This window comes from Halomonas maura (assembly GCF_030409305.1).
Taxonomy (GTDB): domain Bacteria; phylum Pseudomonadota; class Gammaproteobacteria; order Pseudomonadales; family Halomonadaceae; genus Halomonas; species Halomonas maura.
The window spans coordinates 47,155-63,146 of record NZ_JAUFPQ010000028.1; the positions used below are offsets into that span (position 1 = coordinate 47,155).

A 15,992-nucleotide genomic window follows, 5' to 3' on the forward strand; every position below is an offset into this window, starting at 1 on the left:
CGACCTGCACACGGCGATCCGTGACAGCCAGTATCCGCGCTTCGCCGTCGAACCGCATGCCGAGGCGGTCACCACCCCCGAGCAGTGGCGCTGGCTGGCCGGCGCCGGCATCCAGGCCGTGCTGCACCAGCACTGCCACAGCTGGACTTTCTCGCACTATTCGAAGCACTACCATGGGGCCCAGGCCTTCACCCTGGAGTTGGGCAGGGCCCGGCCCTTCGGCGAGAACGACCTCGCGCCGCTCGCGCCCATGGGGCGGCTGCTGGCGGCGCTGCTGGCGGGGCGCGCTCCCGACACCCGCCCGGCCGCGGCGATGGCCTTCTTCCGCGTCGAGCACGAGCTCGAGCGCGCCTCCCGGAACTTCCGGCTGTGCTTTGCCGACGACACGCCCAACTTCACCGAATTCGCCCCCGGCACCCTGCTGGCCGAGGATGCCGAGGCCGGTCCCTTCCGCGTGGGCGAGACGCCGCTGCGGGTGGTCTTCCCCAACGCCCGGGTGGAGATCGGCGCCCGGGCCGCGCTGCTGGTGACGGCGCTGCCGGCGCCGGGGACAGGCTGACCGAGCCAGCCCGGCGAGGCGGACGATCACCACGATAATCGCCTTTCAGCAACAAGAAATGCCAAAGAACAACAATTATCTGGAGACAATTCATGACAACAAGCCATTGCCGCTTAGACTAAGGTCGCATGACCATACGGACAACAGCGCCTGCCGTCACACCGCGCGCCTGTTAGAATCGCCCCCTTTTCGCGCCAGCCGCATTGTCCTGTACCCGCTAGGCGACCCCCTGAACTGGAGCCCGTTTCATGGCCGATACCCCGATCCCGCTGGAAGTGCAGAACATCAAGAAGCGCTTCGGCGACACCGAAGTCCTCAAGGGACTCTCCCTGCAGGCCCACAAGGGTGACGTCATCACCCTGATCGGCGCCTCTGGGTCCGGCAAGAGCACCTTCCTGCGCTGCATGAACCTGCTGGAGCAGCCCAACGAAGGCGAGCTGTTCGTCCATGGCGAGCAGATCCGCTTCAAGGAGACCCGGCACGGCCGCGAGCCGGCGGACTGGAAGCAGGTCGTCAACATGCGCGCCAGGCTCTCCATGGTCTTCCAGAGCTTCAACCTGTGGGCCCACATGACGCTGCTGGAGAACGTCATCGAGGCGCCGGTGCACGTGCTCGGCAAGTCCAGGCAGGCGGCCACCGAACATGCCCGCGCGCTGCTCGAGCGGGTCGGCCTGGCCGAGCGCGCCGACTACTACCCGGCCCAGCTGTCCGGCGGCCAGCAGCAGCGCGGCGCCATCGCCCGGGCGCTGGCCATGGACCCGGAGGTGATGCTGTTCGACGAGCCCACCTCGGCGCTGGACCCGGAGCTGGTCGGCGACGTGCTCAAGGTCATGCGCGACCTCGCGGAGGAAGGCCGCACCATGATCGTGGTCACCCACGAGATGGCCTTCGCCCGGGATGTCTCCACCCAGGTCATCTACCTGCACCAGGGCCAGGTCGAGGAGGCCGGGCCGCCCGCCGAGGTCCTCGGCAACCCCAAGTCCGAGCGCCTCAAGCAGTTCCTGGCGCCCAAGCACTGACGGGGCGGCCCGGGACAAGGAGAGACACATGATCGACCTGCATGGCTACGGCCCCCGCCTCGCGGAAGGCGCCCTGATCACCATCGAGCTGGGGATCCTGTCGCTGATCCTGGCGGTGATCCTCGGCCTGCTCACCGCCAGCGCCAAGATGTCGCGCAGCTGGCCGTTGCGCCGCCTCGCCACCCTCTACACCACGATCATCCGCGGCGTGCCCGACCTGGTGCTGATGATGCTGCTGTTCTTCGGCGGCCAGATCGGCATCAACATGTTCACCGACTGGCTGTACACCCAGTTCGACGTGGACATCTTCATCAACGTCAACGAGTTCGTCGCCGGCGTCATCACCATCGGCCTGATCTTCGGCGCCTACATGGGCGAGACCTTCCGCGGCGCCTTCCTGGCCGTGGACAGCGGCCAGATCGAGGCCGGCCGCGCCTACGGCATGACCCACTGGCTGGTGTTCCGGCGCATCCGCTTCCCGCAGATGATGCGTCACGCCCTGCCGGGGCTGTCCAACAACTGGATGGTGCTGCTCAAGACCACCGCCCTGGTCTCGGTGATCGGCCTGTCCGACATGGTCCGGGTGGCCGCCGAGGCCTCCAAGGCGACCCGCGAGCCGTTCACCTTCATGATCATCGTCGCCGCCATCTACCTGCTGATCGCCAGCGTCTCCGAGTGGGGCTTCGCGCGGCTGCAGAAGCGCTATGACATCGGCTATGGGGAGGCAGACTGATGGAAGCCCTGATGAACTGGCTCGAGGCCCAGTTGGCCGACAACAGCATCTTCACCCTGCAGACGCTGTCCTACTACGGCCAGGGCCTGACCACCACCGTCCAGCTGGTGTTCCTCTCGCTGATCATCGGTCTGGTGATGGCGGTGCCCCTGGCCATCGGCCGCGGCTCCAAGAAGGCCTGGCTGCGCCTGCCGATCTTCTTCTACTGCTACGTGTTCCGCGGCACCCCGCTGCTGGTGCAGCTCTACCTGATCTACTACGGCGTGGTGTTCGTCGAGGGCATCCAGGAGAGCTGGCTGTGGGTGATCCTCGAGAAGCCCTTCGTGCCGGCACTGATCGCCTTCACCCTCAACACCGCCGCCTACACCACCGAGATCTTCCGCGGCGCCATCAAGGCCACGCCCAAGGGGGAGATCGAGGCCGCCCGGGCCTACGGCATGTCCCGGGGACTGATGATGCGGCGCATCGTGCTGCCCAGCGCCTTCCGCCGCGCCCTGCCGGCCTACGGCAACGAGGTGATCTTCATGCTCCACGCCAGCGCCATCGCCAGCGTGGTGACCATCATGGACCTCACCGGGGCGGCACGCTTCGTCTATGCCCGCTTCTATGCGCCCTTCGACGCCTTCCTGTTCGTCGCGGCGATCTACCTGTGCCTGACCTTCGCCATCCTCTACCTGTTCCGCTACCTGGAGAAGCGCCTGCTGGCCCATCTCAAGCCGGCGAGCGGCTGAGGCAGCGTAAAACAAGCGTTGGGAACTATCGTTCGAATCGACCCTTTCGACCCGCCCCGGCATCGGCTATCGTGGGCGGGTCATCACCCACAAGGTGAAACCACCAACAACAAGGGGAAACACCCATGAAGATCCAGAAGATCCTGAGCCTCGGTGTCCTCGGCGCCGCGATGATCGCCGGCAGCGCCAATGCCGAAATCCGCGACATCCGCATCGGCGTCGACGTGCCCTACGAGCCCATGGAGTACCGCACGCCGGACGGCGAGCTGACCGGCTTCGATATCGAGCTGGGCAATGCGCTGTGCGCCGAGATCGGCATCCAGTGCGAGTGGGTCGTCCAGGGCTGGGACGGCATCATCCCCGGCCTGCAGGCACGCAAGTACGACGCCATCATGTCGTCCATGACCATCAACGAGCAGCGTCGCGAGCAGGTGCTGTTCTCCGATCCCTACATCACCCCGCCGTCGGCCTGGTTCGCGCCCGCTGACGCAGAGATCGGCACCCCCTCCGACGAGACCCTCGAGGGCATGACCATCGGCGTGCAGCGCGGCACCCTGCAGGACAACTACGTGACCGACATGTACGGCGACGTAGCCGACGTGAACCGCTACGCCACCGCCGACGACATGGTGCTGGACATGGATTCCGGCCGTCTCGACGCCGTCTTCCTCGACTTCCCGATCGGCAAGTCCACCCTGCTCGACAGCGAGGCCGGCGACTACAAGGTGGTGGGCGAGAAGATCACCGAGCCCAAGGAGTACTTCGGCGAAGGCTTCGGCATCGCCTTCCGCCAGCGTGACGAGGAACTGGCCCAGGCCTTCAACGAGGCGCTGGCCACCCTCAAGGACAACGGCACCTACGAGGAGATCTACGCCGAGTACTTCGGCGAGTAAGGGCTTCGGGCGAGCAAGCCGCGCCTCTCGTCCCATATGCCAACGGCCCCGACAGTGTCGGGGCCGTTGGCGTTTCGAGCCGTGCGTATGCCAGTGACGCGGCCTCGCCGATCCCCGGTCAGACCCGAGGATGCACCCCCGGCACATGGTCGTCGCCGGCCTCCGGAACGCTCGGCGTCGCCGCTGGCGTGTGCGCCAGGGCATCGAGGATCCCGCACTCGCCGGCCGAGCGCGGCTCCCGGCAGCGGGCCTGCAGCGTCTCCAGCGCACCTTCCAGGGCCTGGAGTTGGGCGATGCGCGCCGCCACATGGTCGAGGTGGGCATCGATCAGGTCGTTGACGTCCTGGCAGGGCCGCTCGGGATGGTCGTGGCAATCCAGCAGGGCGCGGATCTCGTCGAGGGTCATGTCCAGCGCCCGGCAATGGCGGATGAAAGCCAGGCGCTCGACATGGAGCTCGCCGTACAGGCGGTAGTTGGCCTCGCTGCGCGCGGGCGCGGGCAACAGCCCTTCCCGCTCGTAGTAGCGGATGGTCACCACGCGGCAGCCGGAGCGTCGCGCCAGTTCTCCTATCTTCATGCCGGGCTCCATTGAGGACTTGACCCTATAGTGCCTATAGGCTGTGTCATCACACAAGACACCCCGACACGGAGCGCGAGATGACCGACGCCCATTCCCGCCATGCCGGTTGCTGCGGCGGCCCCGCCGAGGCCGCCCGCGAGGCCGTCGCCGCCCCGCCGGGCACGACCACCCTGCGCCGCCGCATCGCCGAGATGGACTGCCCCACCGAGGAGGCCCTGCTGCGCAAGGCACTGGCCGGGGTCCCCGGGGTCGACACCCTGGACTTCGACCTGATGAACCGGGTACTCAGCATCCACCATCAGGGGGCCGACCCGGCGCAGCTCGACCGGTGCATACGCGAGCTGGGCATGACGCCGCGCCCCGAGGACGAGGTCGACGCGCCCCCGGCAACCCCGCACGCCCCCTGGGGACGGATGGCGCTCGCCATCGGCCTGGCGCTGGCGGCCGAGTTGGTCGGCTGGACCGCCTGGCCGGGCGGCGCCTGGCTGTCCCCCCCGCTGGCCCTCGCCGCCATCGGCCTGGTCGGCCTGCCCACCTGGCGCAAGGGCTGGGTGGCCCTGCGCCATCGCAGCCTCAACATCAACGCCCTGATGAGCGTGGCGGTGACCGGCGCCCTGCTGATCGGTCACTGGGCCGAGGCCGCCATGGTGATGGTGCTGTTCACCCTGGCCGAGCGTCTCGAGGCCCGCTCCCTGGACCGCGCCCGGGGGGCCATCCGGGCGCTGCTGGACGGCGCCCCCGACCAGGCCCGTCGTCGCACCCCGGCGGGCGACTGGGAGCGCGTGACTGCCGCCGAGGTCACCGTGGGCGAGACAGTGCGGGTCCTGCCCGGCGAGCGCCTGCCTCTGGACGGCGAGATCGTGCGCGGCGAGCCGACCCTGGACGAGTCGCCGATCACCGGCGAGAGCCTGCCCCGCGACAAGGGGCCCGGCGAGGCGGTCTTCGCCGGGACGATCAACCGCCACGGCGACTTCGACTACCGCACCACACGGCTGGCGGATGACAGCACCCTGGCGCGGATCATCCATGCGGTGGAACAGGCCCAGGCCAGCCGAGCCCCGACCCAGCGTTTCATCGATCGCTTCTCGGCGATCTACACCCCGGCGGTGCTGGGCCTCGCCGTCCTCACGGCCATCGCCTGGCCGTTGCTGTTCCCCGGTGCCTGGCTGGAGGGCGTCTATCGGGCCCTGGTGCTGCTGGTGATCGCCTGCCCCTGCGCCCTGGTGATCTCCACCCCGGTGACCATCGTCAGCGCCCTGTCGTCGGCCGCCCGGGCCGGCATCCTGATCAAGGGCGGGCGCTTCCTCGAGCAGGGGCACCGGCTGGCCTGGCTGGCCCTGGACAAGACCGGCACCCTGACCCGGGGCGAGCCGCGGCTGGCCGACTGGCGTCCCCTCGATGCCATCGAGGGCGCCCCCCTCGCCCGTCAGGCGGCCGGACTGGCCGGACGCTCCACCCACCCGGTGTCCCGGGCGGTGCACCTGGCCCTGGCCGACGAGGCCGACGAGGCCGAGGTGCATGGCTTCCGGGAACATCCCGGCCGGGGCGTGGAGGGCGAGATCGACGACGAGATCCTGTGGCTGGGCAATCGCCGGATGATGGCCGAACGCGGCCTCGGCACCCCGGCGCTGGCCGCCGAGCTCGACGCCCTGGCCGAACGGGGCGACAGCGTGGTGCTACTGGGCGATGCGAGGGGCGTGCGGGCCCTGTTCACCCTGCGCGACGCCCTCAAGCCCGGCAGCCAGCCGGCCATCGCCGCCCTGCACGACCTGGGCGTGAAGACCCTGGTGCTCTCCGGCGATGCCACCCCGACGGTGGCCGCCATCGCCGCCGAGGCCGGGATCGACGAGGCCCGGGGCGAACTGCTGCCCGAGGACAAGCTCGCCGCCATCCAGGCCCTCGGCGACCGGGGCGTGACCGGCATGGTCGGCGACGGCATCAACGATGCCCCGGCGCTGGCCCGGGCGGACATCGGCTTCGCCATGGGCGCGGCCGGCAGCGACGTGGCCATCGAGACCGCCGACGTGGCGTTGATGGACGATGACCCGGGCAAGCTGCCGACCTTCCTGCGGCTGTCGCGGGCCACCCGGGCCGTGCTGATCCAGAACATCGTCGTCGCCCTGGGCCTCAAGGCGGTGTTCCTGGTGCTGGCCTTCACCGGCCAGGCCACCCTGTGGATGGCGGTGTTCGCCGACATGGGCGCGAGCCTGCTGGTGGTGGCCAACGGCCTGCGCCTGCTGCGCACTCGTCACCGCTGAGGACTCAGCGCAGGACGCGACGCACCAGCACCGGGCCCAGGATCTCGAAGACCACCGTCGAGGCCACCACCGTCGAGAGCAGGACCGCGCCATGCTCGGGGAAGCGCTCGGCGGCCAGCAGGGCCATGCCCATGGCCACCCCGGCCTGGGGCGTCAGCGCCAGGCCGATGTGGCGCGGCAGGTCGGCCTGGCGTTCCCGAGCCAGGCGCACGCCCAGCAGGCCGCCGAGCAGCCGGCCCAGCAGGCGCAGCAGGATATAGGCCAGGGTCAGGGCGAGGGCCTCGTCGAGGCGGTACAGATCCACGCTGGCCCCGGACAGCACGAAGAAGAACACCAGGAAGGGCCACTCGATATGCTCGATCTCGTTGAACGAGCGGGTGTGATGACGCGACAGGTTGGCGACCAGCACGCCGCTGACCATGGCGGCGAGCAGCGACGAGACGCCGAGCCAGGACGACACGCCGGCCAGCAGCAGGATCAGGGCGATGGCCTCGACCTGGGTCGGCTCGCCCGGGGCCAGGCGGCCGGTCAACCAGGCCGCGGGCAGGCCGATCAGGGTGCCGAGCAGCACGGCGCCGCCCAGTTCCCAGGCCGCCTCCAGCAGCGCCCGCTCGCCCCCGCCGGCACCGTTCAGCGTCCAGCCCAGCGCCGCCATGGCCAGGCCGAAGACGACGATGCCCCAGCCGTCGTCGATGGCCACGATGCCCAGCAGCAGCCGCGCCCGCAGGCGGGTGTCGCCGCTGGCATGCACCGTCTCCTGGACCGCGGCGGGGTCGGTGGCCACCGAGATGGCGGCCAGCGAGACGGCCACCACCAGCGGAAAGCCCAGCCCCAGCAGGCCGAGGCCCACGGCGAGGGCGCCCACCACGACGACCGACAGCGAGACGATCAGGATCAGCGCCCCGGTCAGCCGCAGCCGCTCCCGGGTCAGCTCGCCGCCCAGCAGGAAGGCCACCATCACCAGGGCCACCTGCACCAGGGGCTCGCCGAGCCCGTCCAGGGGGCGGGCGTCCGGCGCTTCCAGCCACAGCTGCTGGACGATCGCCACCCCCACGCCCACCATCACCAGCAGGGAGATCCTCGGCAGCCGGGTCCGGCTCGCCACGGCATCGGCGAAGATGCTCGAGGACAGCAGCACGCCCAACAGGATCAGGGCTGCCGAGGTCGGCGGCAGGTCGCTGAGCACTCCGGTCATGGTCGATTCGATCACGGGTCCTTGTGCACCGATGGCGGTCGATGGGAAGGGGGGGCGTGCCGCGCTCCGGCGTGGCACGCATCCGACGACTCAGGGCGAGGCTAGCACGAGAGCCGACCCGGCGTATTGTCCTGCCTCAAGGGCGCGCGGCGGGCCATCGCCCGGCGAGTGACCGACGACCGGGGAGCCTGCCGGGTCATCGCGGCTGGTCGCCGGCGACCGTCTCGACACGGGCCCGGCGCATGAACGCGAGGATCCAGCGCGCCATCAGCGCATCGTCCACCGGGGCCTGGAGGGACGCCAGGCCCTCGCGGACCCGCTGGGGGCCGACCTGGTCGCGGCGCAGGGCCATCAGGTCCGCCGAGTAGGGCTTGGCGAACTCCGGATGGCCCTGCACGCCGAGGAAGCACTCGCCCACCTGCATCAGGTAGACCGGACAGAAGTCGCTGCCGGCCAGCACTCGGGCATCGGGGGGTGGCGCCACCACCTGGTCCTGGTGGCTGACCACCAGGTCCAGGCCCTCCTGCCAGGGCGCCATCCAGGCGGTGCGGCCACTCACCCGGTTGAACGACATGCCCACGCCCCAGCCCCGCTCGCTCTTGACGACCTTGCCGCCCAGCGCCTTGGCGATCAGCTGGTGGCCGAAGCAGATGCCGACCAGCGGCTTGTCGGCCGCCCACAGACGGCGCACGAAGCCGCACAGGTCCTCGACCCAGGCCAGGCCGTCGTTGACCCCGAACCTGGAGCCGGTGGTCAGCCAGGCATCCACGGCGTCCGGGTCATCGGGGAGCTCGCCATCCAGGCAGCGCCAGACCCGAAACTCGACGGTCGGGTCCACCGCGGTGAACAGCCGCTCGAACATGGCCGGGTAGTTGCCGTGGCGCTCGCGCAACTCCGGCGCCACGTCATCGCATTGCAGCAGTCCGATGCGCATCGGCCTGTCTCCCTGTCTGTCTGTGTTTGCCGCCCGACGCCGCGGCCTAGCAGCCTGTCGGACTTCACGCTGATCTACTGCGAACCCCGGGCTTACGGCCACTTTCATTCGATCGGATTCGTTAAATAGCGCGCTATTCGCCTCATTCGATCGATAAAATCGTCTCGAAATCCGTGAATCTCGCGACGATCGATCAAGCCCGACAGGCGGCTAGAGGCGCCCCTCGACGGCCCGCACGAAGATGTCCCGGTACTCGCCGGCCCCGAAGGCGATCGGGTTCGATCCCGAGGACGGGTCGGCGACGGCCATCTCCCCCACCCGCTCGGCCTGGCCGGTATCGATGTCCAGCGCGGCGAGGGTGTGCGGGATGCCCAGCCGCTCGCGCAGCTCGAGCACCCAGTCGATGACGGCCACGGTGCTCGGCTGGCGCAGGTCGAGGTAGCGCGAGAGGCGCACCATGGGCTCGCCGATGGCCCGCTCGTTGGCGCGCAGCACATAGGGCATCAGCACCGCGTTGAGGGTGCCGTGGTGGGCGTCGTAGAGCGCCCCCAGGGGGTGCGCCAGGGCATGCATGCCGCCGAGCCCGCGCTGGAAGGCGGTAGCGCCCATCATCGAGGCCACCAGCATGTTCATGCGCGCCTCCAGATTACGGCCATCGGCGTAGGCTCGAGGCAGGTAGTCGCGGATGCGCCGCATGCCCTCCACGGCGATGCCCTCGGCCATGGGGTGGTAGTTGGGCGAGCACCAGGCCTCCATGCAGTGCGACAGCGCGTCCATGCCGGTGGCCGCGGTGATCGCCGGCGGCAGGCCGGTGGTCAGCTCGGGGTCGAGGATCACCGTCGCCGGCACCATCGCCGGGTGGAAGATGATGCGCTTGACGTGGGCGTCCTCGTCGGTGATCACCGAGGCACGGCCGACCTCCGAGCCGGTGCCGGCGGTGGTGGGCACCGCCACCACCGGGGCCACGGCGTCGCCGTCGGCCTGCCGCCAGTTGTCGCCGACGTCCTCCAGGGACCACAGCGCGAGGTCGTCGCGCTGGCGGGCCATCAGTGCCACCGCCTTGGCGGCGTCCAGGCCGGAGCCGCCGCCGAAGGCGATCACCCCGTCGTGGTCGCCCTCGCGGAAGGCCGCCACCCCGTCGGCGACATTGCGCCCGGTGGGGTTGCCCTTGATCTCGCTGAACACGGCGATGCGCAATCCGGCCTCGGCGCAGGCGTCCACCAGCGCCTGGACCATCGGCAGGCCGGCCAGGCCCGGGTCGGTGATCAGCAGCGGGGAGTGCATGCCCAGCGCCCGGCAGGCCGCCGGTAGTTCCCGGGCCCGGCCCACGCCGGTGAGGATCCGGGCCGGGTAGTTCCAGCCCGTGGTGAAGGCAGAAAGGTCCATGTCGCTCATGAGGGCTCCTCGATCAGGCGTGCTTGAGGTGGAAGGACTTGGGCCGGGTCAGGGTCTCGTAGCCCAGCCGCGACAGCGAGCAGCCACGCCCGGACTGCTTGACGCCGGTCCAGGCCAGCTCGGGGTCCAGGTAGTCGCAGCGGTTGGTGAAGACGGTGCCCGCCTCGAGGCGCCGGGCCAGCGACTCGCCGGTGGCGATGTCGCGGGTGAAGATCGCCGCGGTGAGACCGAAGTCGCTGTCGTTCATCAGGGCCACGGCCTCGTCGTCGTCGGCCACCGGCATGATGCCCACCACCGGGCCGAAGCTCTCCTCGCGCATCACTCGCATGGAGTGGTCCACCCCGGTCAGCAGCTGGGGGGCCAGGTAGGCGCTGCCCGGGCGCGACAGCGGGAAGTCACCGGGATCGATCCAGGCCCTGGCGCCCGCGGCCACGGCTTCCTCGACCTGGCCGCGCACGAAGTCCGCGGCGGCGGGCTTGACCAGCGGGCCCAGGGTGGTCGCCGGATCGGTGGGGTTGCCCAGGCGCAGCTGGCGGACCCAGGCCACCGCGCGTTCGACGAAGGCGTCGAAGATCTCGCGCTGCACGTAGATCCGCTCGATCCCGCAGCAGCTCTGCCCCGAGTTGAAGAAGGCCCCGTCCATGACCCCGTCCACGGCGGCCTCGAGGTCGGCGTCGGCGCGCACGTAGGCCGGGTCCTTGCCGCCCAGCTCCAGGCCGGTGGCGATGAAGCGCCCGGCGGCGTTGCGCTCGACCATGGCGCCGCCGCCCACCGAACCAGTGAAGGAGACGTGGTCGATGCGCGGGTCGCGGATCAGCGCCTCGGTGGCCGCGTGGGACAGGTGCAGGTGCTGGAAGACGCCCACCGGCAGGCCGGCCGCATCGAAGGCCTCCTGGAGGCGCTCGGCGCACAGCGGGGTCTGGGCCGAGTGCTTGAGGATCACCGCATTGCCGGCCATCAGCGCCGGCACGATGGCGTTCACGGCCGTCATGAAGGGGAAGTTCCAGGGCGCGACGATGAAGGACACGCCCAGGGGCTCGCGGGTGATATAGCGGGTGAAGCCGGGCTTGTCGGGCAGCGCGACGGGCGCCAGGGCGCCCTCGGCCAGGCCGATCATGCCGCGGGCGCGCTCCTCGAAGCCGCCGATCTCGCCGCCGCCGGCGGCGATCGGCCGGCCCATCTGCCAGGTCAGCTCCTCGGCCAGGGCGTCACGCCGGGCGACGATGGCATCGACCATCGCCGAGCAGCGCCGGGCGCGCTCGCCGAGCGGCGTCTCGCGCCAGGCGCGCTGGGCGGCGACCGCTCGCGCCAGGGTCGCCTCCACCCGGGCCGGGTCGGCCAGCTCGCGCTCGACATAGACCGAGCCGTCCACCGGGGAAATCGTCTGTTGTAGAGCCATACCTTGTCGGTCCTCTTCTGTCACTGCCAAGAATCGTGGGTCGCATGGGTGAGTCACCACGGCTGACCCGGCGACAGGTCTCTGCGGGGGCGCTGTGAATCCCTCCCTGGACGCTACTTCTTCCTTCCCTGGAAGAAGACCCCCGCTACGACCTGTCCCCGGCGCCGCTCCTACCGCGTACCTCAGATAATTTCGAAGTAGCGGTCCAGCTCCCAATCCGTGATGTGCTTGCGGAACTGCCGCTCCTCCCATTCCCGGGTGGCGGCGAAGTGCTCGACGAAGGCATCCCCGAACAGGGCCCGGGCGGCCTCGGAGGCCCTGAGCCGCTGGGCGGCCTCCCAGAGGGTGGCGGGCAGCGCCTGTTGGTCGGGGTGATCCAGCTCGTAGGCATTGCCCTCGACCGGCTCGTCGGGCTCCAGGCGGTGCTCGATGCCGTACAGGCCGGCGCCGATGGCCGCGGCCAGGGCCAGGTAGGGGTTGGCGTCGGCGCTGCCCAGCCGGTACTCGACGCGCTGGGACGCGTCGCCGCCGGAGATCACCCGCAGCGCCGTGGTGCGGTTCTCCACGCCCCAGGTGGCATCGGTGGGCGCCCAGAAGCCGGGAATCAGCCGCGTGTAGCTGTTGATGGTCGGCGCGAACAGGGCCAGGAACTCCGGCATCAGCTGCTGCTGGCCGGCCACGAAGTGGCGCTGGGCATCGCTCATCCGGAAGGGCTTGTCGGCGTCGAAGAAGGCCGAACGACCGCTGTCGCGCTCGCGCAGCGAGAGGTGGATGTGGCCGCTCTGGCCCGGGTAGTCCGGCGACCACTTGGCCATGAAGGTGGCCATCAGGCCGCGGCGCTGGGCCCAGACCTTGGTGAAGGTCTTGAACAGCGCGCCCTTGTCGCCGGCGGCCAGGGCATCGTCCACGGCGATGGCCGCCTCGAGCACGCCCGGGCCGGTCTCGGTGTGCAGCCCCTCGATGGGGAAGTCCATGGCCTCGGACAGCGCCAGCAGCTCGTGGTAGAGCTCGCTGTGCACCGAGCTCCTGAGCATCGAGTAGCCCATCATGTCCGGGGTCAGCGGCCTCAGGTTGCGAAAGCCCTTCTCGCGCACCGACTCGGGGGTCTCCTGGAACAGGAAGAACTCGTACTCCAGGGAGCCGAAGGCGTCATAGCCCATCTCGCGGCCGCGCTCGAGTACGCGCTTGAGCAGCCCCCGGGGGCAGATCTCGGCGGCGGGGCCGGCGAAGTCGGCCAGGAACAGCAGCATGCCGTCGCCCTCGCTGGGCAGCTCCCGGCAGCTCTCCGGGACGACCCGCAGCGGCGCGTCGGGATAGCCGGTGTGCCAGCCGGTGAACCGGACGTTGTCGTAGAGTTCGTCCTTGCTGTCCCAGCCCAGTACCACGTCGCAGAAGGCGAAGCCGTCCTCGAGGGCCGAGAAGAACTTCCTGGCCTGCATGTACTTGCCGAGCATCACGCCGTCGATGTCGAACATGCCCACCTTGACGTGGCTCAGGCCGCGTTCCTCGACGATTCTCCGGGCATCCTCCGCGGTCTTGATGTCTCTCGCCTGCATTCGGCTCATCGTGGGTTCCTCGTTGGCTCTGTTGTTGTTGGATTCACCGCCGGGCCCGTGCTCGGCCCGGCGTATCGGATGGTGGGGGTTAGACCGTGTCCGGGGCCGGTTCTTCGTCCGCCAGTTCCCGCTCGGCCAGGGCGATGGCCGCGAATTCCTCCTCCGGCGCCTGGGCCACCAGGTGGTGGCGGCTGTAGACGCCGAAGTAGGCGAGCATGATGGCGTAGAACACCGCCGACCAGAGCGCCGCCTCGACGCTGACCACGAAGGTCGAGAGGAAGGCGACGATCGCCAGGACGAAGGCCACGCCCGAGGTCAGCATGCCGCCCGGGGTACGGTAGGGGCGCGCCAGGTCCGGCTCGCGGCGGCGCAGCAGGAGGTGCGACAGGGTCATCATGGCGTAGGAGATGGTGGCACCGAACACCGCCATGGTGATCATCAGGTCGCCCTTGCCGGTCAGCGACAGCAGGAAACCGATGGCGCCGGGCACGATCAGCGCCAGGTAGGGCACCTTGCGCTCGCCGGTGACCGACAGCCAGCGCGGCAGGTAGCCGGCGCGGGACAGCGCGAAGGTCTGGCGGGAGTAGCCGTAGATGATCGAGAAGAAGGAGGCGATCAGCCCGGCCAGGCCGACCAGGTTGACGAAGCCGGCCGCCCAGGACTCCTTGCCGTAGACCGCCTGGAGGGCGCCGACCAGCGGCGCGGCGTGCTCGCTCATGGCCGCCGCCCCGGCCCCGCCGGGGGCCAGCAGCAGCACGCAGGCGGCGAACACCAGCAGCACCAGCATGGCGGTGATGATGCCCCGCGGCATGTCGCGGGCCGGATCGCCGGCCTCCTCGGCCGCCAGGGGCACGCCCTCCACGGCCAGGAACAGCCAGATGGCGAAGGGCAGCGCCCCCCAGATGCCCATGACGCCCTGGGGCAGGAAGGCCGAGGCCCCCGCCACGCCGGCGCTGGGCGCGATGTCGAAGAGGTTGTCGACGCTGAAGTGCGGCAGCATGCCGACCACGAAGACCAGGATGGCCACCACCGCGAGTGCCGTGATGCCCATCATGATCTTCAGCGCCTCGCCGGCGCCCCACAGGTGGATGCCGACGAACAGCGCATAGAAGGCGGCATAGACCAGCGGCCCGTTGAGGCCGACCAGCTCGTTGACGTAGCCGCCGATGAAGATGGCGATGGCCGCCGGGGCGATGGCGTATTCCAGCAGGATCGCCGTGCCGGTGATGTAGCCACCCCAGGGGCCCAGGGCGCGCCGCGCGAAGCTGTAGCCGCCGCCGGCGGTGGGCAGGGACGAGGAGAGTTCGGCGATCGACAGCACCATGGCGGTGTACATGATCGCCATCAGCACGGTGGCCACCAGCATGCCGCCGAAGCCGCCGGCGGCGAGGCCGAAGTTCCAGCCGGCATAGTCGCCGGAAATCACGTAGGACACGCCGAGACTGGCCAGCAGGATCCAGCCCGCCGCGCCCTTCTTCAGCTTGCGCTTGTCGAGATAGGCCTTGTCGACCGATTCGTAGTCCACCGAGGTGGTGTGGTGCGAAGAGCTCATCGAATACCCCTTGTGCTTGTCATTGTCTGGGTGGGTGGGAGCGGGTCCCACGACCGGGAATTGCCAGGAGCCTGGGCCAGTGTGGTGCCCCCCCGAACAAGGCCGCAAACAGCATCGGTCGGGCCGACGCCGGGGCTATAGGAAAAATCGATACTGTCCGCCCAAGGCGCCTAACAGGGGCCTTCGGCCCCGTGGTGGGACGGGTGTCAGGAGCTCAGAGGCCATCGATATGCGACACCACCCAGGGCAGGTGGCGCTGCAGTTCGCCGCGGAAGCGTCGTTCGAGCAGCCGACGGCTGTCGCGGGCCAGCTGGGCCGGCAGGCCGCCCAGCTCGTCGCGCCGCGCCACCAGGGTCAGGTCGCGGCGCAGGGGCGCGGTGGGCAGGGGCACGGCCTGGACGTCGAGGCGCTCCAGGCCGGCCTGATAGAGGCACAGCGGGGTGGTGATCGTCCAGCCGGCGCCGCCGGCGACCAGGCTCAGCACCGCGTAGGTGTTGTCCAGGTGCAGGCGGGCCGGCAGCTCCAGTTGGTTGAGGCGCAGGTGACGCTCGATGGTCTGGCCGATCAGCGACTGGGGGGTATAGCGCACGAAGTCCAGCTGCCGCGACAGCCAGCGCAGGTTGTCCACCGGGCCGGCCCAGTCGCCGGGCAGCACCAGCACGAAGGGCTCGCCGAGGATGGCATGGCGTTCCAGGCCGTCGTAGTTCTCCAGCCGGTCGTCGGAGATGATGATGTCCACGTGCCGCGTCAGCAGCGCATGGCCGTGCATGTGCGAGAGCCCGGTGGTCAGGGTGTAGTCGGTGGTATGGCGACGGATCACCTCGAGCAGCGGCTGACCGACGGCGGTGGCCAGGGAGTCGACCAGCGCCATGCGCACCTGGTGCAGCTGGCCGAAGGCGCCGCCCTGGAGCTCGCGGCGGGTGGCGCGGGCCTCCTCGAGCAAGCGCTTGGCCCGATCGTAGAAGAAGCGCCCGGCCCCGGTCGCCTCCAGGGGCCGGGAGTGCCGGTCCAGCAGGCTCACGCCCAGGCCCTCCTCCAGGTTGGCCAGGCTCTGCGATACCGATGACTGCTTGAGCCCCAGGTGCTCGGCCGCGGCGGTCTGGCTACCCCGCTCGAGGGTCTCGACGAAGATTTCCAGACTCCGCAGATCGAACCCGAATCCGCCTCGCATCGTCACCCCTCCCCTGG

The 15,992-nt window shown here is 69.9% G+C and carries 14 protein-coding genes; 6 read left to right on the forward strand and 8 right to left on the reverse strand.

Translation table 11 applies throughout. The features are described from left to right. The 5 genes from QWY76_RS18355 to QWY76_RS18375 form a co-directional block, all read left to right on the forward strand. The coding region (locus QWY76_RS18355) for a succinylglutamate desuccinylase (protein ID WP_290312950.1) at positions 1 to 559 on the forward strand (559 nt) is incomplete at its 5' end. Positions 560 to 807: 248 nt separating this feature from the next. Beyond that, positions 808 to 1,578, forward strand: coding sequence for an ABC transporter ATP-binding protein (locus QWY76_RS18360; RefSeq protein WP_290312951.1), 771 nt, complete (start codon positions 808 to 810; stop codon positions 1,576 to 1,578). 28 nt (positions 1,579 to 1,606) lie between these two features. After that, positions 1,607 to 2,311, forward strand: coding sequence for an ABC transporter permease (locus QWY76_RS18365; protein ID WP_290312954.1), 705 nt, complete (start codon positions 1,607 to 1,609; stop codon positions 2,309 to 2,311). Next, on the forward strand, positions 2,311 to 3,042 hold the full coding sequence (locus tag QWY76_RS18370; RefSeq protein WP_290312956.1) for an ABC transporter permease: 732 nt from the start codon (positions 2,311 to 2,313) through the stop codon (positions 3,040 to 3,042). The genes QWY76_RS18365 and QWY76_RS18370 overlap by 1 nt, the downstream gene beginning before the upstream one ends. A 125-nt stretch (positions 3,043 to 3,167) precedes the next feature. Continuing rightward, a complete protein-coding gene (locus QWY76_RS18375; protein ID WP_435389003.1) occupies positions 3,168 to 3,935 on the forward strand; it encodes a transporter substrate-binding domain-containing protein in 768 nt (255 codons plus the stop codon). Positions 3,936 to 4,053: 118 nt separating this feature from the next. On the opposite strand, the gene cadR is transcribed toward QWY76_RS18375, so the two are convergent. Beyond that, positions 4,054 to 4,512, reverse strand: a complete 459-nt coding sequence (gene cadR, locus QWY76_RS18380) for a Cd(II)/Pb(II)-responsive transcriptional regulator (RefSeq protein WP_290312957.1) — start codon at positions 4,510 to 4,512, stop codon at positions 4,054 to 4,056. An 80-nt stretch (positions 4,513 to 4,592) separates the two neighbouring features. Between cadR and QWY76_RS18385 the strand changes: the two genes are divergently transcribed. Continuing rightward, on the forward strand, positions 4,593 to 6,773 hold the full coding sequence (locus QWY76_RS18385; RefSeq protein ID WP_290312958.1) for a heavy metal translocating P-type ATPase: 2,181 nt from the start codon (positions 4,593 to 4,595) through the stop codon (positions 6,771 to 6,773). A 4-nt stretch (positions 6,774 to 6,777) separates the two neighbouring features. On the opposite strand, the gene QWY76_RS18390 is transcribed toward QWY76_RS18385, so the two are convergent. From QWY76_RS18390 to QWY76_RS18420, 7 genes are all read right to left on the reverse strand, one after another. Continuing rightward, positions 6,778 to 7,968, reverse strand: a complete 1,191-nt coding sequence (locus QWY76_RS18390) for a cation:proton antiporter (RefSeq protein ID WP_290312959.1) — start codon at positions 7,966 to 7,968, stop codon at positions 6,778 to 6,780. A 196-nt stretch (positions 7,969 to 8,164) separates the two neighbouring features. Continuing rightward, positions 8,165 to 8,902 (reverse strand): glutamine amidotransferase-related protein, encoded by a 738-nt coding sequence (locus tag QWY76_RS18395; RefSeq protein ID WP_290312960.1) that lies wholly within the window; start codon positions 8,900 to 8,902, stop codon positions 8,165 to 8,167. 210 nt (positions 8,903 to 9,112) lie between these two features. Further along, positions 9,113 to 10,288 (reverse strand): iron-containing alcohol dehydrogenase, encoded by a 1,176-nt coding sequence (locus QWY76_RS18400; RefSeq protein ID WP_435389004.1) that lies wholly within the window; start codon positions 10,286 to 10,288, stop codon positions 9,113 to 9,115. Positions 10,289 to 10,310: 22 nt separating this feature from the next. Next, positions 10,311 to 11,696 (reverse strand): aldehyde dehydrogenase family protein, encoded by a 1,386-nt coding sequence (locus tag QWY76_RS18405; RefSeq protein ID WP_290312962.1) that lies wholly within the window; start codon positions 11,694 to 11,696, stop codon positions 10,311 to 10,313. A gap of 182 nt (positions 11,697 to 11,878) precedes the next feature. Then, positions 11,879 to 13,261 (reverse strand): glutamine synthetase family protein, encoded by a 1,383-nt coding sequence (locus tag QWY76_RS18410; RefSeq protein ID WP_290312963.1) that lies wholly within the window; start codon positions 13,259 to 13,261, stop codon positions 11,879 to 11,881. A 79-nt stretch (positions 13,262 to 13,340) separates the two neighbouring features. Continuing rightward, complete coding sequence (gene eat, locus QWY76_RS18415; RefSeq protein WP_290312964.1) at positions 13,341 to 14,804, reverse strand: ethanolamine permease; 1,464 nt, start codon at positions 14,802 to 14,804, stop codon at positions 13,341 to 13,343. 214 nt (positions 14,805 to 15,018) lie between these two features. Next, positions 15,019 to 15,975: a LysR family transcriptional regulator gene (locus QWY76_RS18420; RefSeq protein ID WP_290312965.1), complete on the reverse strand. Its 957-nt coding sequence runs from the start codon at positions 15,973 to 15,975 to the stop codon at positions 15,019 to 15,021. Positions 15,976 to 15,992: the final 17 nt, after the last annotated feature.